Consider the following 22,399-nt stretch of genomic DNA (forward strand, 5'->3'; position numbering starts at 1 on the left):
ATCGCCGAAAATGCGGCGATGAATGCATCGACCACCTCCGTCCCGAAGATCGGTTTCGTATCGCTCGGCTGCCCCAAGGCGCTGACCGACAGCGAGCTGATCCTCACCCAGCTCCGCGCCGAGGGCTACGAGACCTCCAAGACCTTTGCCGGCGCCGACCTGGTGATCGTCAACACCTGCGGTTTCATCGACGACGCCGTCAAGGAGAGCCTGGACACCATCGGCGAGGCCCTGGCCAAGAACGGCAAGGTCATCGTCACGGGCTGCCTGGGCGCCAAGGCAGGTGCTGCCAGCAGCGATGCCGGCAGCCTGGTGCGGGAGATGCACCCCAGCGTGCTGGCCGTGACCGGCCCGCATGCCACGCAGGAGGTCATGGACGCGGTGCACACGCACGTGCCCAAGCCCCACGACCCCTTCGTCGACCTGGTGCCCAGCTACGGCGTCAAGCTCACGCCCAAGCACTACGCCTACCTGAAGATCAGCGAGGGCTGCAACCACCGCTGTTCGTTCTGCATCATCCCCAGCATGCGCGGCGACCTGGTGTCCCGCCCCATCGGCGACGTGCTGAACGAGGCACGCGCGCTGTTCGAGAGCGGCGTGAAGGAGTTGCTGGTCATCAGCCAGGACACCTCGGCCTACGGCGTGGACGTGAAGTACCGCATGGGCTTCTGGGACGGCAAGCCGGTCAAGACCCGCATGCTGGACCTCGTCGCCCAGCTCGGCGAGATCGCCAAGCCGTTCGGCGCCTGGGTGCGGCTGCACTACGTCTACCCCTATCCGCATGTGGACGAAGTGCTGCCGATGATGGCCGAGGGCCTGGTGCTGCCCTACCTGGACGTGCCCTTCCAGCATTCCCACCCCGATGTGCTCAAGCGCATGAAGCGCCCGGCCAACGGCGAGAAGAACATGGAGCGCATCCTGCGCTGGCGCGAGGCCTGCCCGGAGCTGGTCATCCGCTCGACCTTCATCGCCGGCTTCCCCGGCGAGACCGAGGCCGAGTTCCAGCATCTGCTGGACTTCATGCAGGAAGCGCGCATCGACCGCGCGGGCTGCTTCGCCTACTCGCCCGTCGAGGGTGCCAGCGCCAACGACATCGAAGGCGCGCTGCCCACCGAGGTCCGCGAGGAACGCCGAGCGCGCTTCATGGCGGTGGCCGAACAGGTGTCCACGGCCAAGCTGCAGGCCCGTGTCGGCCAGACGCTGCAGGTGCTGGTCGACTCCGCCCCAGGCCTGGGCCGCAAGGGCGGCGTGGGTCGCTCCTATGCCGACGCGCCCGAGATCGACGGCACCGTCAAGATCCTGCCGCCCGAGAAGGCCAGCAAGACGATGAAGGTGGGCGACTTCGTGCGCGCCCGCGTCGTGGCCGCTGATGGGCACGACCTGGTCGCCACGCTCGTATGACCCGGGGGCCTGCTACCGAGCTGATCCACCACCCCTACCGTGCGCCGGAAGGCTGGGACGCGATACCGGTGCCCGTGGCCAAGGCATCGACCGTGTTGTTCAAGGACACGGCCGACCTGCACAGGCCCCGCCCGCGCGACGGCCTGAGCTACCGCTATGGCCTGCATGGCACGCCCACCAGCTACACGCTGGCCGCGCGCATCGCCACGCTGGAGCATGCCGAGCACTGCCTGCTGGTGCCCAGCGGCCTCGCGGCCGTGACGCTGCCGTCGCTGGCCGTGCTGCGCCCGGGCGATGAGGTGCTGGTGCCGGACAACGTCTACGGACAGAACCGTTATCTGACCGAGTCCTGGCTGCCGCAGTGGGGCGTTACGCATCGCTTCTACGACCCGCTGACGGTGCCCGAGATGCGCGACAACACCAAGCTGGTCTGGCTGGAAGCGGCAGGCTCCATCACGCTGGAGTTCCCGGACCTGCTCGGCACGCTGGCCGCCTGCCGCGCGCGAGGCATCACGACGGCGCTGGACAACACCTGGGGCGCGGGCCTGGCCTTCAACGGCTTCGAGCCGGCGCCGCAGACCCACCCGGGCCTGGGCGCCGACATCGTCATGCAGGCGCTGACCAAATACCCCAGCGGCGGCGCCGACGTGCTGATGGGCTCGGTCTGCACTCGTGACCGCCGGCTGCACGACAAGCTCAACCACGCGCACGAGCATCTGGGCTACGGCCTGGGCCAGAACGACGTGGAGCTGGTGCTGCGCGGCCTGCCGACGATGCCGCTGCGCTACGAGGCGCAGGACCGCGTGACGCGCGAACTGGCGGGCTGGATGGCCGGGCGACCTGAAGTGGCGCGCGTCTTCCATCCAGCGCTGCCGGACTCGCCCGGTCATGAAAACTGGCTGGCCGTGGGCGGTGTGGGTGCGGCCTGCCTGTTCTCAGCTGTCTTCAAGCCCGAGTACAGCGCAGCCCAGGTGGATGCCTTCGTCGATGCGCTGCAGCTCTTCGGTATCGGCTATTCCTGGGCCGGCCCGATGAGCCTGGCCGTGCCCTACGACATGAGCCGCAGCCGCGACCTGCCGCTGCCGTTCAATGGCGGCACGCTGGTGCGGTTTGCAATTGGTCTGGAGGACGGTGCCGACCTGAAAGCCGACCTCGAACAAGCGCTGTCAGCTCTTGTTTGACACCTTGTGGCGCATCAGCTGGCCCCGCTCTCGTTCCCAGTCCCGCTGTTTCTCGGTATTGCGCTTGTCGTGCTCGGCCTTGCCCTTGGCCAGCGCGATGTCGGCCTTCACGCGGCCGCCCTTGTAGTGCAGGTTCAGCGGCACGAGCGTGAAGCCGCGCTGCTCGACCTTGCCCACCAGCCGCTTGATCTCGGCCTTGTGCATCAGCAGCTTCTTGGTGCGGTCCGCCTCGGGCGACACATGGGTGGACGCGCTGCGCAGCGCGTTGATCCGGCAGCCGATCAGGAACAGCTCGCCGTTCTTGATCAGCACATAGCCGTCGGTCAGCTGCACCTGGCCCGCGCGGATGGCCTTGATCTCCCAGCCGGACAGCACCACCCCGGCCTCGAACTGTTCCTCGATGTGGTAGTCGTAACGGGCGCGGCGGTTCTCGGCGATGGACATGGGGACGCAAATGGGGGCGATGCCCCTCAATACAATTTGTCCATTCTATGAAGCAGGTCAAAAAGTCCGTTCTGCTCTGGTACACGCCGCGCGAGATGTACGAGCTGGTCACCGCCGTGGAGCGCTATCCCGAGTTCCTGCCCTGGTGCAACAAGGTCGACGTGCTGGCGCGCGAGGGCGATGCCGTCACGGCCCGGCTGCACCTGGCCTACGCCGGCGTGCGCCATGCGTTCACGACGCGCAACCGCAACGATGAGGCCGAGCTGAGCGTCGACATGGAACTGGTCGATGGCCCCTTCTCGCATCTGGACGGGCTGTGGCAGTTCCTGCCGCTGAACAAGCCCGGCACCGAGGGCGAGCCCACCGCCTGCAAGATCGTCTTCGACCTGAAGTACGCCTTCAACAGCGGCGCTCTGGAGGCGGTGGTCAGCCCGGTGTTCGACCGCATCGCCAACACCTTCGTCGACGGCTTCGTGCAGCGCGCGGAAAGCCTCTACGGTGCGCGTTGAGCTGGTCTGGAGCCCTCAGGCCGGCGATGTGCGGCAGCGCTGGCTGGAGGTGGAGGAGGGCGCCACGATTGAATCGGCGCTGCGTGGCTGCGCCGACTTTGATCTCGATCTCGACCAGTTCCGCATCGGCATCTGGGGCCGCGTGCGGCCGCTGGAAACAGCGCTGCGCGAGCGCGACCGCATCGAGGTCTATCGGCCGCTGACTGTCGATCCGATGGAGGCGCGGCGGCTGCGCTATGCCAAGCGCGGCGAGCGCATCGTGTCGCGCCACCGGCCCAAGGCGGGCGGCTGAACAGCCCCTACTTGCACTCGCTGGTGATCAAGTTGCGGGCGCGCTCGACTTCGGCCTGGCGCTGCACATCGTCCATGAAGACGCGCTCACCCTGCTCGTTGGTGCGTGTGATGCGGATGCCGCTCTGCAGGTCGCGCAGGTTGCCCTGAGCGCGGGTGCAGTTCTCGCGCCGCTGTTCGGCGACGCGGCGCGCCTCTTCCTTCTGCTTGGCGGCGTCGCGCTCCTGCTCCTGCTTCTGGCGCGCAGCTTCCTGGCCCGGCGCGCTGGCGGCCGGCCGGGGTGCGGGGGCTGACGCCGCGCTGGCGGGCTGGCCGGCGGGCACGATGCCGACGATGCGAGAAGGGGCGGCGGGGCGCTGCAGGATGTCCTTGTCCGGCGTGCCGGTCGGGGGCGGTCGGTCGCTGTATTGCACGTTGCCCTTGGCATCCTTCCACTTCCACTGGGCCTGGGCGGACGCGGCCAGGACCAGGCCGATCAAGATAAGCATGAGGGGCTTGCGACGCATGCGGTCAGTGTAGCCCTGAGGCCCTCCGTATAATGCCGCTTTGCGACTGGAGCTTTCCTCATGCGCCTTCTCGGCAAAGCGCTCACCTTCGACGACGTTCTGTTGGTGCCAGCGTTCTCCCAGGTGTTGCCCCGTGACACCAGCCTTGCGACCCGCCTGTCGCGCAACATCCCCCTGAATCTGCCGCTGGTGTCCGCCGCGATGGACACCGTGACCGAGGCCCGCCTGGCGATCGCGATCGCGCAGGAAGGTGGCATCGGCATCGTGCACAAGAACCTCAGCGCCGAGGCGCAGGCACGTGAAGTTGCCCGCGTCAAGCGCTACGAGAGCGGCGTCGTCCGCGAGCCGCTGACCGTCGGCCCCAACACCACGGTGCGCGAGGCCGTGGAGCTGACCCGCCAGCACGGCTTCTCGGGCTTCCCGGTCGTCGAAGGCAAGCGCGTCATCGGCATCGTCACCGGCCGCGACCTGCGTTTCGAGACCCGCATGGATGCCCGCGTCAGCGAGATCATGACGCCGGCCGAGCGGCTCATCACCGTCAAGGATGGCGCGTCCACCGACGAAGCCAAGGCGCTGATGCACAAGCACAAGCTGGAGCGCGTCGTCGTCGTCAATGACGCCTTCGAGCTGCGCGGCCTGATGACCACCAAGGACATCACCAAGCAGACCAGCTTCCCCAATGCCGCGCGTGACGCCCAGGGCAAGCTGCGCGTCGGCGCGGCGGTCGGCTTCGGCGACGACACCGAGCAGCGCGTGGAACTGCTGGTGCGGGCTGGCGTCGACGCCCTCATCGTCGACACGGCTCACGGCCACAGTGCTGGCGTGCTGGAGCGCGTGCGCTGGGTCAAGAGCCAGTACCCGAACGTCGACGTCATCGGCGGCAACATCGCCACCGGCGCCGCAGCGCTGGCGCTGGTGGAAGCTGGCGCGGATGGCGTCAAGGTCGGCATCGGCCCCGGCTCCATCTGCACGACCCGCATCGTCGCCGGCGTCGGCGTGCCGCAGATCACGGCCATCGACAACGTCGTCACGGCGCTCAAGGGCACCGGCGTGCCGGTCATCGCCGATGGCGGCGTTCGCTACTCCGGTGACCTGGCCAAGGCCATCGCTGCCGGCGCCGACTGCGTGATGATGGGCGGCGCCTTCGCCGGCACCGAAGAAGCCCCGGGCGAGGTCATCCTCTACCAGGGCCGCACTTTCAAGAGCTACCGCGGCATGGGGTCCATGGGCGCGATGGCCAAGGGCAGCGCGGACCGCTACTTCCAGGACACGTCCGCCAACAACCCGAACACGTCCAAGCTGGTGCCCGAAGGCATCGAGGGCCAGGTGCCTTACAAGGGCTCGGTCGTGCAGGTCATTTTCCAGATGGCCGGTGGCCTGAAGGCGTCCATGCACTACTGCGGCTGCGGGTCAATTGAAGACATGCAGAACCGGGCAGAGTTCGTCGAGATCACGACGGCCGGCATGCGCGAGAGCCATGTCCACGACGTGCAGATCACCAAGGAAGCACCGAACTACCGCAGCGAGTGAGCTGCTGACAGCCAAACGGGGCGATGCCAATCGCCCCGTTTCTCTTTTCAGGAACGATGAGCAGCACCTCTCCGACACGCACCCCGGCCATGGGTTTCATCATGGCCGCCGTGCTGATCGACATGATCTCGATCGGCCTGATGGTGCCGGTGCTGCCTCACATCGTCGGCACGTTCACCACCAGCAACGACGAGCAGACCTCGGCCTTCCTGCTGGTGACCATGGCCTTCGGCGTGGCCAATTTCGTTGGCTCGCCCATCCTCGGCGCGTTGTCGGACCGTTTTGGCCGCCGGCCGGTGTTGCTGATCGGCTTTGCCGGCCTGGCGCTCAGCTTCTTCGTGACGGCGATGGCCACGGCGCTGTGGATGCTCGTGGCGGTGCGCCTGTTCTCGGGGGCCATGCAGGCCAACATCGCCATCGCCAATGCCTATGTGGCCGACATCAGCGCGCCGGAGGACCGCGCGCGGCGCTTCGGCCAGCTGGGTGCGATGTTTGGTGTCGGCTTCATCCTGGGGCCCGTCATCGGTGGCTGGCTGGGCCACTACGACATCCACTGGCCTTTCATCGCTGCGGGCAGCATGGCCTTGCTGAACTGGTGCTATGGCTTCTTCGTGCTGCCCGAGTCGCTGCCGCTGGACCGGCGCACGCCGTTCGACTGGCGCAAGGCCAACCCGGTGTCGGCGCTGCACGGCCTGGCGGCGCTGAAGGGCGTCGGCTCCCTGGTCGCCGTCATCGCGCTGGCGTCGCTGTCGCAGTACATGCTGCACATGACCTGGGTGCTTTACACCAAGTTCCGCTTCGGCTGGGGGCCACTGGAGGTCAGCTGGTCGCTGTTCGCCGTCGGTATCGTCTCCGTCATCAGCCAGGGCGTGCTGCTCAAGCCGCTGCTGGCCCGCTTCGGCCCGCAGCGCCTGGCCCTCATCGGCATGGGCTCGGCGTCGCTGGCCTACCTCGGCTTCGGCCTCGTGACCGAGGGCTGGATGATGTACGCCGTCATCGCCTTCAACCTGCTGGGCGGCGTTGCCACCGCAGCCGTGCAGAGCATCATTTCCAATGCGGCGGGTGCCAACAGCCAGGGCCGGGCGATGGGCGCCGTGTCGTCGCTGAACAGCATGATGGCTGTCATCGCGCCGCTTATCGGCCTGACGCTGCTGGGCTGGGTCTCGCACCGCCCCGCCACCGACCCGTTGATGGGTCTGCCCTTCTTCACCTGCGCCGCGCTGCAACTGACCGGCCTGGTTCTCGCCTACCGCTTCTTCCATCGCCAGCGCCTCGCCTTGCAAACTGCCTAGCCTCAGGCTCAACACCATGCAACACGACAAAGTCCTCATCCTCGACTTCGGCTCGCAAGTCACCCAGCTCATCGCCCGCCGCGTGCGCGAAGCGGCCGTGTTTTGCGAGATCCATCCGAACGACGTTTCCGACGAGTTCATCCGGTCGTTCGCGCCCAAGGCCATCATCTTGAGCGGCAGCCATGCCTCGACCTACGAGGACCACGAACTGCGCGCGCCGCAGGCCGTGTGGGAGCTGGGCGTGCCGGTGCTGGGCATCTGCTACGGCATGCAGACCATGGCCGTGCAGCTGGGCGGCACCGTCGAGTGGAGCGATCACCGCGAGTTCGGCTACGCCGAGGTGCGCGCCCATGGACACACCAAGCTGCTGAGCGGCATCCAGGATTTCGAGACGCCCGAGGGCCACGGCATGCTGAAGGCCTGGATGAGCCACGGTGACAAGGTCACCGCGCTGCCGCCCGGCTTCAAGCTGATGGCCTCCACGCCCAGCTGCCCCATCGCCGGCATGGCCGACGAGGAGCGCGGCTTCTACGCCTTCCAGTTCCACCCCGAGGTCACGCACACCCTACAGGGCGCGGCCATCATCACGCGCTTCGTGCGCGAGATCGCCGGCTGCCAGGGCGATTGGCAGATGGGCAGCTACATCGACGAGGCCGTCGCGCGCATCCGCGAGCAGGTGGGAGACGAGGAGGTCATCCTGGGCCTTTCCGGTGGCGTCGATTCCTCGGTGGCTGCCGCGCTGATCCACCGCGCCATTGGCGACCAGCTCACCTGTGTCTTCGTCGACCACGGCCTGCTGCGCCTGAACGAAGGCGACATGGTGATGGACATGTTCGTCGGCCGCCTGCATGCCAAGGTGATCCGCGTCGACGCCAGCGAGGTCTTCCTCGGCAAGCTGGCCGGCGTGACCGACCCGGAGCGCAAGCGCAAGATCATCGGCGCCGAGTTCGTCGAAGTGTTCCAGGCCGAGGCGAGCAAGCTGAAGAACGCCAAGTGGCTGGCGCAAGGCACGATCTACCCCGACGTGGTGGAGAGCGGCGGCACCAAGACCAAGAAGGCGACGACGATCAAGAGCCACCACAACGTCGGCGGCCTGCCTGAGACGCTTGGGCTCAAGCTGCTGGAGCCGCTGCGCGAGCTGTTCAAGGACGAAGTGCGCGCGCTAGGTGTGGCCCTGGGCCTGCCGGCCGATATGGTCTACCGCCATCCCTTCCCCGGCCCCGGCCTTGGTGTGCGCATCCTCGGCGAGGTGAAGAAGGACTTCGCCGACCTGCTGCGCCGCGCCGACGCGATCTTCATCGAGGAGCTGCGCAACACCATCGACCCGGCTACGGGCAAGAGCTGGTACGCGCTGACCTCGCAGGCCTTCGCCGTGTTCCTGCCGGTGAAGAGCGTGGGCGTCATGGGCGACGGCCGGACCTACGACTACGTCGTGGCCTTGCGCGCCGTGCAGACCAGCGACTTCATGACGGCCGACTGGGCCGAGCTGCCGTATTCGCTGTTGAAGAAGACCAGCGGCCGCATCATCAACGAGGTGCGCGGCATCAATCGCGTGACCTATGACGTGAGCAGCAAGCCGCCGGCGACCATCGAGTGGGAATGATTCACAGCCGTGCCGGGTCGTCCAACGCGAAAACGGGGGGCAGGTTGCTCACGGGCATGGAGTTGAGGGCGCTCAAGCCCAATGGGAAGGTCTACAGCAGCAGTCACTCCCACCGGCGCCATCGGTTTTCACGGCTGATGGCTTGTGGTTGCCGCATTCGTCACTGCATCGACCCTTCAGGTCGGGAGACCGGCGCCGCTGTCGTCACAGAGCGCCTGAAAGACGCCTTGTGGCCACGTTCTGCGCGGGCGGCTGCCAGCCACCGCCGAGTGCTTTGAACGAGGAGATCGCAGCCCGAGCCGCCTCCGTTTGCGCTTGAGCGCGGGCGTCGGAAGCCCTCAGCAGGTTGTCATCGGCCTGCAGCACCTCGATCAGGCTGACGACACCCTTCTGATAGGCGGCGAACACCGCTGCGCGCGCACGGGTCAGCGACTCGACCCCTTGCGTCAACTCCGCAAGCTGAATCTCCCTGTTCACGAGGGCCGAGAACGCGTTCTCGACGTCTTCGGTCGCCCTGAGGGCGGCGAGGCGATAGCCGGCTAGCAACTCGGCCTCCTGGCCCTTGGCCTGTTCGATCTGCGCGTCGATGCGGCCGAAGTCGAAGAGTCGCCACCGCAGGCCCAGCACGCCGGCGGCCTGGCTGGCACCGCCGCTGAAGAGACTCCCGGCGGAAACGGAGGTGGCGCTGCCGATCAAGCCGCTCAGGGAGAACTTCGGGTAGTACTCGGCAAGCGCGACGCCGACCCGGGCGTTCGCTGCAGCCAGGCGGCGCTCCGCTGCGATCAGGTCCGGGCGACGCCGCAGCAGCTCGGCCGGCGACGCCGAAGCGGCTATCCCTGGCGCTGCCGGTATGCGGCCGCCGCCGGCCAACGCGGCGCTGTGGGTGCCCGGCAGCGCGCCCAGCAGCACATCCAGCGCGTTCATGGCCGTCGCCAGGCCGGCCCGCAGAACGGGTATCGACGCACGAAGCTGCGCCAGGGCGCCTTCGGCCTGGTGGACCTGCGTCTCCGCAGCAAGGCCCTTGCCGTGCAGCAGCTTGACCTTGTCGAGCAGTTCCTGCTGGGTCTGGACCTGACGATGGGCGATCGCCAGACGCGCCTGCAGCCCGCGGATGCTCACGTAGACATCGGCCGTCTGTGCCGCCACGACCAGGCGCACTGCGACGGCGCCGGCTTCTGAAGCCTGGTACTCGGCCTGAGCCGCTTCCTTGCCGCGCCGCAAGCCGCCGAACAGATCGAGTTCCCAGCCGGCGCTGGCGTTGACCTCGTAGGAACTCCCGTGGCGGTCAAAGCCGGGGTTGGCGTTCAGCACCTGGCCCAACGGGGTCTCCACTGATGGGTAGGCCCTTGCGGCCTGGGCGCCGACATGGCCCGACGGCAGCAAGGCGGCGTTCGCCATGCCGACGGCAGACCGCGCTTGGGCGACCCTGGCCGTGGCCTGCGCCAGGTCCAGGTTCTGCTGCAGCGCGATCTGCACCAGCCGCGCCAGTTGCGCGTCGTCGAAGGCCGCCCACCATTGCGCCAGGTCGGCGCTGCCGGTTGCCGCGCGGCGATCCACTTCGGCCTGGCCTTGGAAGCGCTCAGGGAGCGGCGCAGTGGGGTGTGTGTAGGCTGGCCCGACAGCGCAACCGGCGGTCAGGCTGGCGAGGAGGAGGAGGGCGGCAAGCGCTGAAGGGGAGGGCATGGACTCTTCCTGGAATTGAAGTGACCATAATACCAAATGGTCACTCGTTGTCCAATGTGACGCTCTCCCGTAAGCTGACGCCCATGACATCAACGAGCACCTCCCCGACGCCGGCCCGCGGCCCGGCCGACCATGACGTCCGTGCGCAAATCGTGGCTGCGGCCACCGAGCACTTCAGCCGCTACGGCTACGAGAAGACCACGGTGTCCGACCTGGCGAAGGCCATCGGCTTCTCCAAGGCCTACATCTACAAGTTCTTCGAGTCCAAGCAGGCGATTGGCGAATTGATCTGCGCGAACTGCCTGCGCGAGATCGAGGCCGAGGTCAGCGCAGCCATCGCCGAGGCTGCCCAGCCGCCTGACAAGCTGCGCCGCCTCTTCAAGGTCAGCACCGAGGCCAGCCTGCGGCTCTTCTTCCAGGACCGCAAGCTCTTCGAGATCGCCACCTCGGCGGCGACGGAGCGCTGGCAGGCCGTCATCGACTACGAAGCGCGCACGCAGCAACTGCTCCGCGACGTGCTGCAGGAAGGGCGGCAGAGCGGCGACTTCGAGCGCAAGACGCCGCTGGACGAGACCGTGATGTCCATCCACCTGGTCATGCGGCCCTATCTGAATCCGCTGCTGCTGCAGCACAGCATGGACAGCACCGAACAGGCGCCGGCGCTGCTGGCCAGCCTCGTTCTGCGAAGTTTGTCGCCCTAAATCCGTTGTGACTATTGACTGCATTGGTCACAAGAATCAAAATGAAGGTCCTGATTCGTCATCCAAGGGACCTTCATGCGCCGGCCTCGCCTCGCTCTTTCTGCCGTCATCTGCGTGTTGCCGCTGGCCTTGGCCGCTTGCGGCGAATCGACGCCCATCACGGATGCGCGCATTCAAGCGCCGCTGGTGAGGACCGCCGTCGTCCAGGACGCCTCGGGGTCGTCCCGGTCCTTCACGGGCACCGTGGCGGCGCGCGTGCAAAGCGACCTGGGCTTCCGCGTGCCGGGCAAGGTGCTGGAGCGCCTGGTCGACACGGGCCAGGCCGTGAAGCGCGGCCAGCTGCTGATGCGCATCGATCCCGTAGACCTGAAGCTGGCCGCCGAGGCCCAGCACGAGGCCGTCGCAGCCGCCAGGGCCCGTGCGCAGCAGACGGCTGACGATGAGCTCCGGTATCGCGACCTGCGCGGCACCGGCGCCATCTCGACCGCCGCCTACGACCAGGTCAAGGCGGCGGCAGACGCAGCCAAGGCGCAGCTCAGCGCCGCCGAGGCGCAGGCCAGCGTGGCCCGCAATGCGAGCCGGTACGCGGAGCTGATCGCCGATGCCGACGGCGTCGTCACCGAGACGCTGGCCGAGCCGGGGCAGGTGGTGGTGGCGGGCCAGCCGGTCGTCCGCCTGGCCCATGCGGGCCACCGCGAGGCCGTTGTCCAGTTGCCGGAGACCTTGCGCCCGGCGATCGGGGCCAAGGCCGAAGCCAGGCTGTTCGGCAGCGAGGGTGCCGGCAGTCCCGTCAAGCTGAGGCAGCTGTCGAGCGCGGCGGACCGGCTCACGCGCACCTTCGAGGCCCGCTACGTGCTGGACGGTGCACTCGCCAACGCCCCGCTGGGCGCCACGGTCACGGTGCAAATGGCAGACGAGCCCTCCACCGGGCATCCGGCCCTGCAGGTGCCGATCGCGTCGGTGTTCGACGCCGGCAAAGGGCCGGGGGTGTGGGTCGTCAGCGGTTCACCGACCAAGATCACGTGGCGGACGGTCACGATCAAGCGTGTCGACGATGAGCGCGCCCAGGTCGTGGATGGCGTCAAGCGCGGCGAGATCGTCGTCGCACTCGGCGCGCATCTGCTGCGCGAGGGCGCGCAGGTCCGCGTGATGGACCCGGCCGTGGCCGCCGCGAACAACGGGAGCCGCCCGTGAGCGCGGGCCGCTTCAACCTGTCGGCGCTCGCGGTTCGTGAGCGCGCCATCACCGTCTTCCTGCTCCTGCTGATTTCGGCGGCGGGCGTGCTGTCGTTCTTCAAGCTCGGCCGCGCCGAGGACCCGGCCTTCACGATCAAGGTGATGACCATCGTCACCGCCTGGCCGGGCGCCACCGCGCAGGAGATGCAGGACCAGGTCGCCGAGAAGATCGAGAAGCGCATGCAGGAGCTGCGCTGGTACGACCGCACCGAGACCTACACGCGGCCGGGCCTGGCCTTCACGACGCTGACGCTGCTGGACAAGACGCCGCCGGCCGAGGTGCAGGACGAGTTCTACCAGGCCCGCAAGAAGGTGGGCGACGAGATACGCAACCTGCCGCCCGGCGTGATCGGCCCTTTCGTCAACGACGAGTATTCGGACACGACCTTTGCGCTGTACGCGCTGAAGGCCAGGGGCGAACCGCAGCGTGCGCTCGTGCGTGACGCCGAGCAACTGCGCCAGCGGCTGCTGCACGTGCCGGGCGTCAAGAAGGTCAACATCGTCGGCGAGCAGTCGGAGCGCATCTTTGTCGAGTTCTCCCACGAGCGCATCGCCACGCTGGGGCTCAGCCCCCAGGACGTGTTCGCGGCGCTGAACGGCCAGAACGCGCTGACCCCGGCCGGCTCTGTCGAGACGAGAGGCCCCGAGGTCTTCATCCGTGTCGACGGTGCGTTCGACGACCTGCAGAAGATCCGCGACACACCTTTGGTGGCGCAGGGGCGCACGCTGAAGCTGTCGGACATCGCCACCGTCAAGCGCGGCTACGAGGACCCGGCGAGCTTCCTGATCCGCAATGGTGGTGAGCCCGCGCTGCTGCTGGGTGTGGTCATGCGCGACGGCTGGAACGGCCTGGACCTCGGCAAGGCGCTCGACGGCGAGATCCAGGGCATCAACGCCGACCTGCCGACGGGCATCAGCCTCACCAAGGTCACCGACCAGGCCGTCAACATCAGCGCGTCGGTCGACGAATTCATGATGAAGTTCTTTGCCGCCCTGCTGGTGGTGCTGGTGGTGTGCTTCGTCAGCATGGGTTGGCGAGTCGGCGTCGTCGTGGCCGCCGCCGTGCCCTTGACGCTGGCGGCCGTGTTCGTCGTCATGCTGGCCACGGGCAAGAGCTTCGACCGCATCACGCTGGGCTCGCTGATCCTGGCGTTGGGCCTGCTGGTGGACGACGCCATCATCGCCATCGAGATGATGGTCGTGAAGATGGAGGAGGGCTACAGCCGCCTGGCCGCGTCCGCCTATGCCTGGAGCCACACGGCGGCGCCCATGCTGTCGGGCACCTTGGTGACTGCCGTCGGCTTCATGCCCAACGGCTTTGCGCGCTCCACGGCCGGCGAGTACACCAGCAACATGTTCTGGATCGTCGGCATCGCGCTGATCGCGTCCTGGGTGGTCGCGGTGGTCTTCACGCCCTATCTCGGCGTCAAGCTGCTGCCGGACTTCAAGACGGTGGAAGGCGGGCACGCGGCGCTGTACAACACGCCGCGCTACAACCGCTTCCGCCGCACGCTCGGTCGCGTCATCGCGCGCAAGTGGTGGGTTGCCGGGGCGGTCGTCGGGCTGTTCGTGCTGTCCGTGCTCGGCATGGCCGTGGTGAAGAAGCAGTTCTTCCCTATCTCGGATAGACCGGAGGTGCTGGTCGAGGTGCAGATGCCCTACGGCACGGCCATCACCCAGACCAGCGCCGCAACCGCCAAGGTCGAGGCCTGGCTGGCCAAGCAGGCGGAGGCCAGGATCGTCACCGCCTATGTGGGGCAGGGCGCGCCGCGCTTCTACTTGTCGATGTCGCCCGAGCTGCCCGACCCGTCGTTCGCCAAGATCGTCGCGCGCACCGACAGCCAGCAGGAGCGCGAGGCGCTGAAGCACCGGCTGCGCCAGGCCATCGCCGACGGCCTCGCGCCCGAGGCCCATGTGCGCGTCACGCAACTGGTGTTCGGTCCCTACTCGCCCTACCCGGTCGCCTATCGCGTGACCGGGCCGGACCCAGACACGCTCAGGCAGATCGCCGCCGACGTGCAGCAGGTGATGCAGACCAGCCCCATGATGCGCACCGTCAACACGGACTGGGGCACCCGGACGCCGATGCTGCACTTCACGCTGCAGCAGGATCGCCTGCAGGCGGTGGGGCTGACCTCCAGCGCGGTCGCGCAGCAGCTGCAGTTCCTGCTCAGCGGCGTGCCGGTCACCGCCGTTCGCGAGGACATCCGCACGGTCCAGGTGGTCGCGCGTTCGGCCGGCGATGTGCGGCTCGACCCGGCGCGCATCGGCGACTTCACGCTGGCCGGCGCCAACGGCCAGCGCATCCCGCTGTCGCAGGTCGGCGCCATAGCCGTGCGCATGGAAGAACCCGTCATGCGCCGCCGCGACCGCATGCCCACGATCACGGTCCGCGGCGACATCGCCGAAGACCTGCAGCCGCCGGATGTGTCCGCCGCCATCACGCAGCAGCTCAAGCCCGTCATTGACAAGCTGCCCAGTGGCTACCGGATCGAGGAGGCCGGTTCCATCGAGGAATCCGGCAAGGCGACGGTCGCGATGCTGCCGATCTTCCCCATCATGCTGGCCGTCACCTTGCTGATCCTCGTGCTGCAGGTCCGCTCGCTGGCCGCGATGGTGATGGTCTTCCTGACCAGCCCGCTCGGCCTGATCGGTGTGGTGCCGACCTTGATCCTGTTCCAGCAGCCTTTCGGCATCAATGCGCTGGTGGGCCTGATCGCGTTGTCAGGCATCCTGATGCGCAACACGCTGATCCTGATCGGGCAGATCAAGGAGAACGAGCAGGCCGGCCAGCCGCCCTTCCAGGCGGTAGTCGAGGCGACCGTGCAGCGGGCGCGGCCGGTGATCCTGACGGCGCTGGCGGCCATCCTCGCCTTCATCCCGCTGACGCAGTCGGTGTTCTGGGGAACGCTCGCCTACACCCTCATCGGCGGCACCTTGGCGGGCACGGTGCTGACGCTGGTGTTCCTGCCGGCGATGTATGCAATCTGGTTCCGAATACGGCCGGGCCGAGAAGGGGCGGTGACCGGCGCTACGCCGGCCAGCCCAGCCACCTGATCCAGCAGCCGCTGCTCCCGCCAGCGGCACCCCCTTGCGACGAAGCATCGCGCGTGCAGCGGCACGCGTGGGGCCGCGCTTCGCCTCATTCAACCGAACCAAGAAGGAACATCATGACCACACAACCCGTCGTCCTGATCACGGGCGTTTCATCCGGCATCGGCCTCGTCACGGCCAAGACATTCGCCGCGCGTGGAAGCCGTGTCTTCGGCACCGTGCGCAGCCTGGCCAAGGCCAGCCCGACCCCGGATATCGAGCTGGTCGAGATGGACGTCCGCAACGACGCCTCGGTCCTGGCCGGCGTGCTGAACGTCATCCAGCGCGCAGGTCGCATCGACGTCCTCGTCAACAACGCCGGCTTCAACATGGTCGGCGCGGTGGAGGAGACCACGCCCGCCGAGGCGGCCGCGCTGTTCGACACCAACGTGCTGGGCGTGCTCAGGGTCGCGCAGGCGGTCCTGCCCCACATGCGAACGCAGCGGCAGGGCCGCATCGTCAACGTCAGCTCCGTGCTGGGTTTCCTGCCCGCGCCCTATATGGGCGTCTATGCGGCGTCCAAGCATGCCGTCGAGGGTTTGTCGGAATCGCTGGATCACGAGGTGCGTCAGTTCGGCATCCGCGTGACCCTGGTCCAGCCGTTCTATACGAAGACCAATCTCGAAGCCAACTCGCCGCTGGCAGCGACCTTGATCGATGCCTACGACCGCGAGCGCAAGGCCGTCCTGCAGGCCGTCTCCGCCAATGTCAGCGCTGGTGACGAGCCGGGGAAGGTGGCCGACACCATCGTCGACGCCGCCTTCGGGCCCTGGCGCATGCGCCGCACGCCGGCGGGTCAGGCCTCGCTGCTGAGCAAGCTGCGCCGCTTCATGCCGGCGGGCCCGGTCGACAAGAGTCTGCGCAAGTCGCTGGGCCTGGGCTGAGCCCGAGCCTGCGCGGATTCACCTCGGCAAGGCCCTTGCCGAACACCGCCCCAACGGGGCAAACCTTGAAGGAGTTCCCCCATGAAGACTTACCTGCGTGTTTCCCTGCTGGCCGTGCTCGCTGCGCTTGCCGGTTGTGCGGCGCCCGTCGACAAGAAGGCGTGCGACGCGCCTCAGATCCAGCGAGAGCTTGGCTACACCACGCCGGGCTGTGAGCTGACCTCCTGGGACTGATGGCAAACCACCTAAAACCGATCCGGGGACAAACATGAACCTCCGCACTCGCATCGGCCTGGCGGCCGCGCTTTCGGTCTGCGCATCCGGGGCCAGCGCCCAGGCGGTGCTGACGCTGTACGGCAACATCGACACGGCGGTCGACACGACGCACAAGACGACCGGCAGTGCGGGCACGCCCACCGGCGCGTCCGCCGCGCTGATCTTTCCGCCCGGCAGCGCCGGCACGAAGACGCGGGTGACGCAGAGTCTCTCGCGCACCAACACCCTGGGCTTCAAGGGGCGCGAGGACCTGGGCGGCGGGTATGCGGCGGGCTTCGTTCTGGAATCGCAGCCCGGCAGCGATGACGGCAGCCTGTCCCAGGACGGCCGCTTCTTCGGCAAGCAAGCCATGGTGTACCTGACGACGCCTGCTGGCGAGGTCCGCCTCGGCCGTCAGTACGCGCCGATCTTCTACGCCTTCGCGTCAGGCACGCCAGACGGCCTCGGCGGCACCGACCTGTTCACCGCCGGCCTGGTCACCAACACGCTGCAGGTCAGGCAGGACAACCAGATCAGCTACTGGGCCCGGGTCGGTGGCTTTGCAGCCGCCGTCTCCTACAGCCCCAACGCCGGTGTCTCTCGCATCGTCAGCCCGGCGCGTGGCAGCACGGTGACGGCCGCCACCGGCGCCATGCTGGGGGCCGCCGGCGCGGGCGCCGAAGCGTCAGGTTCAGAGTCCGGTGGCAAGCGTGGGCGGTCCGGTGGGCTGTTTCTCGCCTACACCGCGCCAACGTTCAGCCTGAGCGCAGGCGCGCACTACAACGAGTTCGATGTCCCCGTGCTGTCGCAAGGCGGATCGATCTTCGAGCTGGATCGCTACTGGGGCTTCGCGCTGTCCGCAAAGTACATGCTGTCGGTCGATGGCCCGTCGCTGCACGCGATGGTCCACGAGGGGCGCTACTTCGATGGCGGCGTCCTCAATCTGCCCGGGCAGCCGCCGCTGAGCCTGCCTGGCGCCGGGCGCTTGGACCCGAAGATTCAGACCCTCGTCGTCGGCGCGCGCGTGCCCGTCGGCAACTTCGTCTGGATAGGCGAGGCCGGCGAGAGCCGCTTCACGAACTTCACCCGCGGCAAGAACCTCGGCATCTCGCTGGGCGTGGACTATCAGCTGTCCAAGCGCACGGTGCTCTATTCGCGGCTGGCCGTCGCCGAAGACCGTCAGGGCCGGGTGTTGCCCATCGTCGGCGTGACGCCGACGGGCGCCAGGCCGATCAACGTCTCCGGTGGCCCCGATGCCATCCTGGCCGCGCTCGGCTTGCGTGAAACACCGGCGTTCAATGGCGTTGGCATCTCGCCGGACGGGCGATCCAGCGTGCTCGCCTTCGGCATCCGGCACAGCTTTTGAGCTGATGCAGCGACAGGTCGAACCGGGCTGGGCTCAGCCGCCCAGCTGAATCACCAGCCGTGGCGATCTGGCTCGCGAGCAGCAGGGCAGGAACTGGTCGTTGGCGGCCTGCTCCTCGGGGGTGAGGTACTGGTCGCGGTGGTCCGGCTCACCGGCCACGACGCGGGTCAGGCAGGTGCCGCAGACGCCCTGCTCGCACGAGGTCAGCAGCGGCAGGCCAGCGTCCTGCAGCGCCTGCGCCGCGCTGCAGCCCGCCGGCACGTGGATGACCTGGCCGCTGCCCTGCACCTCGATGTCGAAGGGCTGGTGCTCCCCGGTGTCGCTGCGCGGCGCGGCGGCGAAAAGCTCGCGGTGCAGCCTGGCCTCGGCCCAGCCGAGGCGGCGCGCGGCCGCCAGTGCCGCGTCGATGAAGCCGGCCGGCCCGCAGACGTAAAGCTCGCTGCCTTCGGGCTGCGCGGCCAGCACGGCGTCCATGTCCATGGACCCGTTCTCATCGCCCACGTGCAGGTGCGTGTGGGCGGCCAGCGGCGCGTCGGCCAGCGCGGCCAGGAAGGCCATGCGCGCCCGGCTGCGGCCGGCGTAGTGCAGCGTGAAGCTGCGGCCCTGGGCAGCGAGCTGGCGCGCCATGCTGAGCACGGGCGTGATGCCGATGCCGCCGGCCAGCAGCAGCTTGTGGGCGGCGGTGGCTTGCAGCGAGAAATGGTTCTTCGGCCCGCCGACGGCGAGCACATCGCCCGGGTTCAGGCCCTCATGCACGGCCACCGAGCCGCCGCGCGACGCCGGCTCGCGCAGCACGCCCAGCACGTAGCGTTGCCGCTCGCCCGGCGCGTTGCAGAGCGAGTAGTGCCGCACCAGGCCGCCCGCCAGGTGCAGCTCGACGTGGGCGCCGGCCTCGAAGGCGGGCAGGGGCTCGCCGTCGGGCGCTTGCAGGGTCAGCTCGACGACGTCCTGCGCGGCGGGGCGCTTTGCCGCCACGCGCAGTTGCAGCAGCGGCGCACTCATGCGGCCGCCTCGGCCGCCAGCAGGCGATCGATGACCTTGCGCGACTGCACGCCCCCGCCATCGATGTTGAGCATCAGCAGCTTGCGCTCCGGCCAGGCCAGCAGGTTGGCCTGCTGGCGCTCCAGCATCTCCTGGTCCTCGGCAAAGATGCGGCCCTGGCCGTCGCGGATCTGGGCCGTGAGCGCCTCGTCCTGCGGCTTGAACTTGCGCGCCATGCCCCAGAAGTAGTGGATGGAGGTGTCGGTCTCGGGGGTGATGAAGTCCACCACCCAGCTGGCCGCCTTGACGGCATCCGGCGCCGCATAGCCGCCGTGGCCCTGCAGCGCCACGCCCACCTCGATCATGATGTGGCTGGGCGGCGTGAAGTGGCAGATCTGCCAGCGGTCCACCGGCTGGTCGTCGGGCAGGCCGTTCATGCGCAGCGCCATCTTCCAGAATGGCGGCGCCTCGATGCCGCTCATGTAGCGCTCGGTGATGACGTGGTCACCCTCCACGCGCGTCGTGCAGGGCACCTCGTCGATCTCCTTCTGGCCGATGCTGGTCGAATGCACATAGGTCTCGTGCGTCAGGTCCATCAGGTTGTCGACCATCAGCCGGTAGTCGCAGGCGATGCGGTAGAGCCCACCGCCATAGCCGAAGGCCGGGTTGCCCAGCCATTCGAAGCTGGGCAGCAACGCCACGTCGGCCTTGGCGGCATCACCCGGCCAGACCCAGACGAAGCCGTGCGCCTCGTGGACGGGGAAGCTGCGGATGGCCGGGAAGCCACGAACGCGCTGGCAGGGCATGGAGACGGTCTTGCCGTCGCAGCCCATGGCCAGGCCGTGGTAGCCGCAGACGAGCGTGTCGCCCTGCACGCTGCCCAGCGACAGCGGCGCCCCGCGGTGGGGGCAGAAGTCCTCGACGGCGGCCAGCTGTCCCGCCTGGGTGCGGAACAAGGCCATGGGCTGGTTGCAGATGCGGCGGCCGAGCGGCTTGTCTCGTGGAATCTCTTCGCTGCGGGCCGCGACGTACCAGGTGTTGAGCGGGAACATGGTTGTCTCCTCTGTCGTGTCCGGGGGGTCAGCGCGGTGCCATGCGCAGTGCGCCGTCCAGGCGGATGACCTCGCCGTTCAGGTGGCCGTTGGTGGCAATGTGCAGGGCCAGCGCCGCGAACTCGGCCGGGTCGCCCAGCCGCTTGGGGAAGGGGATGGACTGGGCCAGCGACTGCTGCACCGCTTCCGGCAGTTCCTTCAGCAACGGTGTGGCGAAGATGCCCGGTGCGATCGTGCAGACGCGGATGCCCCACTGCGCCAGGTCGCGCGCCAGCGGCAGCGTCATGCCCGCCACGCCGGCCTTGGAGGCGGCATAGGCCTCCTGGCCCACCTGGCCGTCGAAGGCGGCCACCGAGGCCGTGTTGACGATGACGCCGCGCTCGCCGTCCGCGCCGGCCTCCAACTGGGCGGCGCGGGCGGCGAACAGCCGCACCATGTTGTAGGTGCCGACGAGGTTGATGCGCAGCGTGCGCTCGAAGTCCTCCAGCGGCGCCGGGCTGCCGTCGCGCTGGATGACGCGCTTGGCGCCGCCGACACCGGCGATGTTCATCAGCAGGCGCGCCGGGCCATGGGCGGCGGCGGCGGCGTCCAGCGCGACGGCGGCGGAGGTCGCGTCGGCGATGTCGCAGCGCAGGGCCAGCGCATTGGCGCCCAGGTCGTCAGCGACGCGCCGGGCGCTGGCTTCGTTGATGTCCAGTAGCGCCACGCGCGCGCCGGCGGCGACGAGGGCGCGCGCAACAGCCTCGCCCAGGCCGGAGCCGGCGCCGGTCACGAGGGCGGCTTGTCCGTGGATGTCCATGATCGATGTCTCCTGTGTTGTGTGTCGGGGTCAGGTCGCGCCCAGCGCGGCGGCCAGGCCGCCCCAGTGGGGCTGGAAGAGCGCGGCGTCCATCAGCTTCAAGTCGCGGATCAGCGGGCGAAAGCCCATGTGGGCCAGCACGTCGCGCTCCAGGTCCACGCCGGGTGCGATCTCGGTCAGCTCCAGCCCGTCGGGTTGCAGCACGAAGACGGCGCGCTCGGTGATGAAGCTGACCTGCTGGCGGCGCTGGGCGGCGTCGCTGCCGTTGAAGGTGATCTGCTCGACCTGTTCGACGAACTTGCGCGAGCGGCCTTCCTTGACGATGGTCAGCCGGCCGTCACCCACGGCCAGCTCCAGGCCGCCGGCCGTGAACGTGCCGCAGAACACCAGGCGCGGCGTGCTGGCCGTGATGTTGATGAAGCCACCGCAGCCGACCGGCCGGCCGTTGAACTTGCTGACGTTGACGTTGCCGGCCGCGTCGGTCTGCGCCAGGCCCAGGAAGCTGCAGTCCAGGCCGCCGCCGTCATAGAAGTCGAACTGCGAGGCCTGCTCGATGATGGACTCGGCGTTGTAGGCCATGCCGAAGTCGCCGCCGTAGGCCGGCACGCCGCCGTTGACGCCGCACTCCACGCTCAGGCTCAGCAGCTGGGCCACGCCCTCTTCGGCGGCCACGGCCGGGATGCCCGCCGGGATGCCGATGCCCAGGTTGGTGATCGCGCCCGGGCGCAGCGCCATGGCGGCGCGGCGGGCGATGACCTTGCGCTCGTCCAGCGGCAGTGCCGGCACCGCATTCATCGGCACGCGCACGTCGCCCGACAGCGCCGGGTTGAACTGCGTCGTGATGGTCTGCTTGTGGTTGCGCGGCTCGGCGACGACGACGTAGTCGACGAGAAAGCCCGGCACCTTGACCGACTTGGGATGCAGGCTGCCGGCCTGCACCACGGCCTCGACCTGGGCGATGACGATGCCGCCGCAGGCGCGCGCGGCCTGGGCGATGGAGAGCTGCTCCAGCAGCAGGCCTTCGCGGTCGAGGCTGAGATTGCCGTGCTCGTCGGCATAGGTGGCGCGGATCAGCGCCACGTCGATGTGCGGGCAGGGGTAGTGCAGCCATTCCTCGCCGTCCAGCTCCACCAGGCGCACCAGGTCCTCGCTGCACGCGGCGTTGAGCTTGCCGCCCTCGATGCGCGGATCGACGAAGGTGCCCAGACCCACGCGCGTCAGCAGGCCCGGCGAGCGGCTGGCGATGTGGCGCGTCAGGTGCGACAGCGAGCCCTGCGGGAAGTTGTAGGCCTCCACCTCGCCGGCATGCACGCGCGCCATCATCTGCGCGCCGGTCTGGCCGAAGTGGCCGGCCACGACCCGCCGCACCATGCCGGGGTGGGCCAGGTGGGCCATGCCGCCATCGGCCGCGTTGCCGATGGCGCCGCAGGCCCAGGTGGTGAGCTGGTTGGGGTGGCCGGTGGCCAGGAAGTGGCGCTCCAGGCCTTGCAGCACTTCCTCGGCCAGGCCCATCATGGCCAGGCCGCCCAGGAAGACGGTCGCGTTGTCGCGGATCAGGGGGCCGACGGCGTCGGCGGTGATGACTTTCATGGG

20 protein-coding genes are annotated in these 22,399 nt (G+C 68.5%); 13 read left to right on the forward strand and 7 right to left on the reverse strand.

The annotated features are described in order from the left end of the window. Positions 1-18: 18 nt before the first annotated feature. Together rimO and ACG00Y_RS06350 are read left to right on the forward strand one after the other, a co-directional pair. On the forward strand, positions 19-1,401 hold the full coding sequence (gene rimO / locus ACG00Y_RS06345; RefSeq protein ID WP_394477034.1) for a 30S ribosomal protein S12 methylthiotransferase RimO: 1,383 nt from the start codon (positions 19-21) through the stop codon (positions 1,399-1,401). After that, positions 1,398-2,582: a PLP-dependent transferase gene (locus ACG00Y_RS06350; protein WP_394477037.1), complete on the forward strand. Its 1,185-nt coding sequence runs from the start codon at positions 1,398-1,400 to the stop codon at positions 2,580-2,582. Before rimO ends, ACG00Y_RS06350 begins: the two co-directional genes overlap by 4 nt. Here ACG00Y_RS06350 and smpB read toward each other — a convergent pair. Then, on the reverse strand, positions 2,568-3,026 hold the full coding sequence (gene smpB, locus ACG00Y_RS06355) for an SsrA-binding protein SmpB (protein WP_394477039.1): 459 nt from the start codon (positions 3,024-3,026) through the stop codon (positions 2,568-2,570). The genes ACG00Y_RS06350 and smpB overlap by 15 nt on opposite strands. Positions 3,027-3,073: 47 nt before the next feature. Here smpB and ACG00Y_RS06360 point away from each other — a divergent pair, with 47 nt between their 5' ends. Next, positions 3,074-3,535, forward strand: a complete 462-nt coding sequence (locus ACG00Y_RS06360; protein ID WP_394477041.1) for a type II toxin-antitoxin system RatA family toxin — start codon at positions 3,074-3,076, stop codon at positions 3,533-3,535. Beyond that, positions 3,525-3,827 carry an RnfH family protein gene (locus ACG00Y_RS06365; RefSeq protein ID WP_394477043.1) on the forward strand — a complete coding sequence of 101 codons (303 nt, stop codon included), beginning with the start codon at positions 3,525-3,527 and terminating at the stop codon, positions 3,825-3,827. Before ACG00Y_RS06360 ends, ACG00Y_RS06365 begins: the two co-directional genes overlap by 11 nt. 7 nt (positions 3,828-3,834) lie before the next feature. Here the strand turns inward: ACG00Y_RS06365 and ACG00Y_RS06370 are convergent, their stop codons facing one another. Next, the gene (locus ACG00Y_RS06370; protein ID WP_394477045.1) at positions 3,835-4,314 is read right to left on the reverse strand and encodes a DUF4124 domain-containing protein; all 480 of its coding nucleotides are present in this window, start codon (positions 4,312-4,314) and stop codon (positions 3,835-3,837) included. Between the two features lie 78 nt (positions 4,315-4,392). Here ACG00Y_RS06370 and guaB point away from each other — a divergent pair, with 78 nt between their 5' ends. The 3 genes from guaB to guaA are packed head-to-tail and all read left to right on the forward strand — an operon-like array spanning position 4,393 to position 8,757. Beyond that, on the forward strand, positions 4,393-5,862 hold the full coding sequence (gene guaB / locus ACG00Y_RS06375; protein WP_394477047.1) for an IMP dehydrogenase: 1,470 nt from the start codon (positions 4,393-4,395) through the stop codon (positions 5,860-5,862). A gap of 56 nt (positions 5,863-5,918) precedes the next feature. Continuing rightward, positions 5,919-7,154 (forward strand): TCR/Tet family MFS transporter, encoded by a 1,236-nt coding sequence (locus ACG00Y_RS06380; protein ID WP_394477049.1) that lies wholly within the window; start codon positions 5,919-5,921, stop codon positions 7,152-7,154. Between the two features lie 16 nt (positions 7,155-7,170). Next, positions 7,171-8,757 (forward strand): glutamine-hydrolyzing GMP synthase, encoded by a 1,587-nt coding sequence (gene guaA, locus ACG00Y_RS06385; RefSeq protein ID WP_394477051.1) that lies wholly within the window; start codon positions 7,171-7,173, stop codon positions 8,755-8,757. A 204-nt stretch (positions 8,758-8,961) separates the two neighbouring features. Here guaA and ACG00Y_RS06390 read toward each other — a convergent pair whose 3' ends face one another. Then, the gene (locus tag ACG00Y_RS06390) at positions 8,962-10,440 is read right to left on the reverse strand and encodes an efflux transporter outer membrane subunit (RefSeq protein ID WP_394477054.1); all 1,479 of its coding nucleotides are present in this window, start codon (positions 10,438-10,440) and stop codon (positions 8,962-8,964) included. 83 nt (positions 10,441-10,523) lie between these two features. On the opposite strand from ACG00Y_RS06390, the gene ACG00Y_RS06395 reads away from it, so the two are divergent. From ACG00Y_RS06395 to ACG00Y_RS06420, 6 genes are all read left to right on the forward strand, one after another. After that, complete coding sequence (locus tag ACG00Y_RS06395; protein ID WP_394477056.1) at positions 10,524-11,141, forward strand: TetR/AcrR family transcriptional regulator; 618 nt, start codon at positions 10,524-10,526, stop codon at positions 11,139-11,141. Between the two features lie 75 nt (positions 11,142-11,216). Next, positions 11,217-12,335 carry an efflux RND transporter periplasmic adaptor subunit gene (locus ACG00Y_RS06400; protein WP_394477058.1) on the forward strand — a complete coding sequence of 373 codons (1,119 nt, stop codon included), beginning with the start codon at positions 11,217-11,219 and terminating at the stop codon, positions 12,333-12,335. Further along, on the forward strand, positions 12,332-15,433 hold the full coding sequence (locus tag ACG00Y_RS06405) for an efflux RND transporter permease subunit (RefSeq protein ID WP_394477060.1): 3,102 nt from the start codon (positions 12,332-12,334) through the stop codon (positions 15,431-15,433). The genes ACG00Y_RS06400 and ACG00Y_RS06405 overlap by 4 nt, the downstream gene beginning before the upstream one ends. 113 nt (positions 15,434-15,546) lie before the next feature. After that, a complete protein-coding gene (locus ACG00Y_RS06410) occupies positions 15,547-16,353 on the forward strand; it encodes an oxidoreductase (protein WP_394477062.1) in 807 nt (268 codons plus the stop codon). Between the two features lie 81 nt (positions 16,354-16,434). After that, positions 16,435-16,587 (forward strand): hypothetical protein, encoded by a 153-nt coding sequence (locus ACG00Y_RS06415; RefSeq protein ID WP_394477063.1) that lies wholly within the window; start codon positions 16,435-16,437, stop codon positions 16,585-16,587. Positions 16,588-16,621: 34 nt separating this feature from the next. After that, a complete protein-coding gene (locus ACG00Y_RS06420) occupies positions 16,622-17,974 on the forward strand; it encodes a porin (protein WP_394477064.1) in 1,353 nt (450 codons plus the stop codon). Between the two features lie 33 nt (positions 17,975-18,007). Here the strand turns inward: ACG00Y_RS06420 and ACG00Y_RS06425 are convergent, their stop codons facing one another. Genes ACG00Y_RS06425 through ACG00Y_RS06440 form a run of 4 tightly spaced genes read right to left on the reverse strand, consistent with a single transcriptional unit; the run spans position 18,008 to position 22,396 of the window. Further along, positions 18,008-18,976 carry a PDR/VanB family oxidoreductase gene (locus ACG00Y_RS06425; RefSeq protein WP_394477065.1) on the reverse strand — a complete coding sequence of 323 codons (969 nt, stop codon included), beginning with the start codon at positions 18,974-18,976 and terminating at the stop codon, positions 18,008-18,010. Then, positions 18,973-20,007, reverse strand: a complete 1,035-nt coding sequence (locus tag ACG00Y_RS06430; protein WP_394477067.1) for an aromatic ring-hydroxylating dioxygenase subunit alpha — start codon at positions 20,005-20,007, stop codon at positions 18,973-18,975. The genes ACG00Y_RS06425 and ACG00Y_RS06430 overlap by 4 nt, the downstream gene beginning before the upstream one ends. A gap of 28 nt (positions 20,008-20,035) precedes the next feature. Then, positions 20,036-20,806 (reverse strand): SDR family NAD(P)-dependent oxidoreductase, encoded by a 771-nt coding sequence (locus ACG00Y_RS06435; RefSeq protein WP_394477069.1) that lies wholly within the window; start codon positions 20,804-20,806, stop codon positions 20,036-20,038. Positions 20,807-20,836: 30 nt separating this feature from the next. Further along, positions 20,837-22,396: an acyl CoA:acetate/3-ketoacid CoA transferase gene (locus tag ACG00Y_RS06440; protein ID WP_394477070.1), complete on the reverse strand. Its 1,560-nt coding sequence runs from the start codon at positions 22,394-22,396 to the stop codon at positions 20,837-20,839. Positions 22,397-22,399: the final 3 nt, after the last annotated feature.

This window comes from Pelomonas parva (genome assembly GCF_043555835.1).
Taxonomy (GTDB): domain Bacteria; phylum Pseudomonadota; class Gammaproteobacteria; order Burkholderiales; family Burkholderiaceae_C; genus Pelomonas; species Pelomonas parva.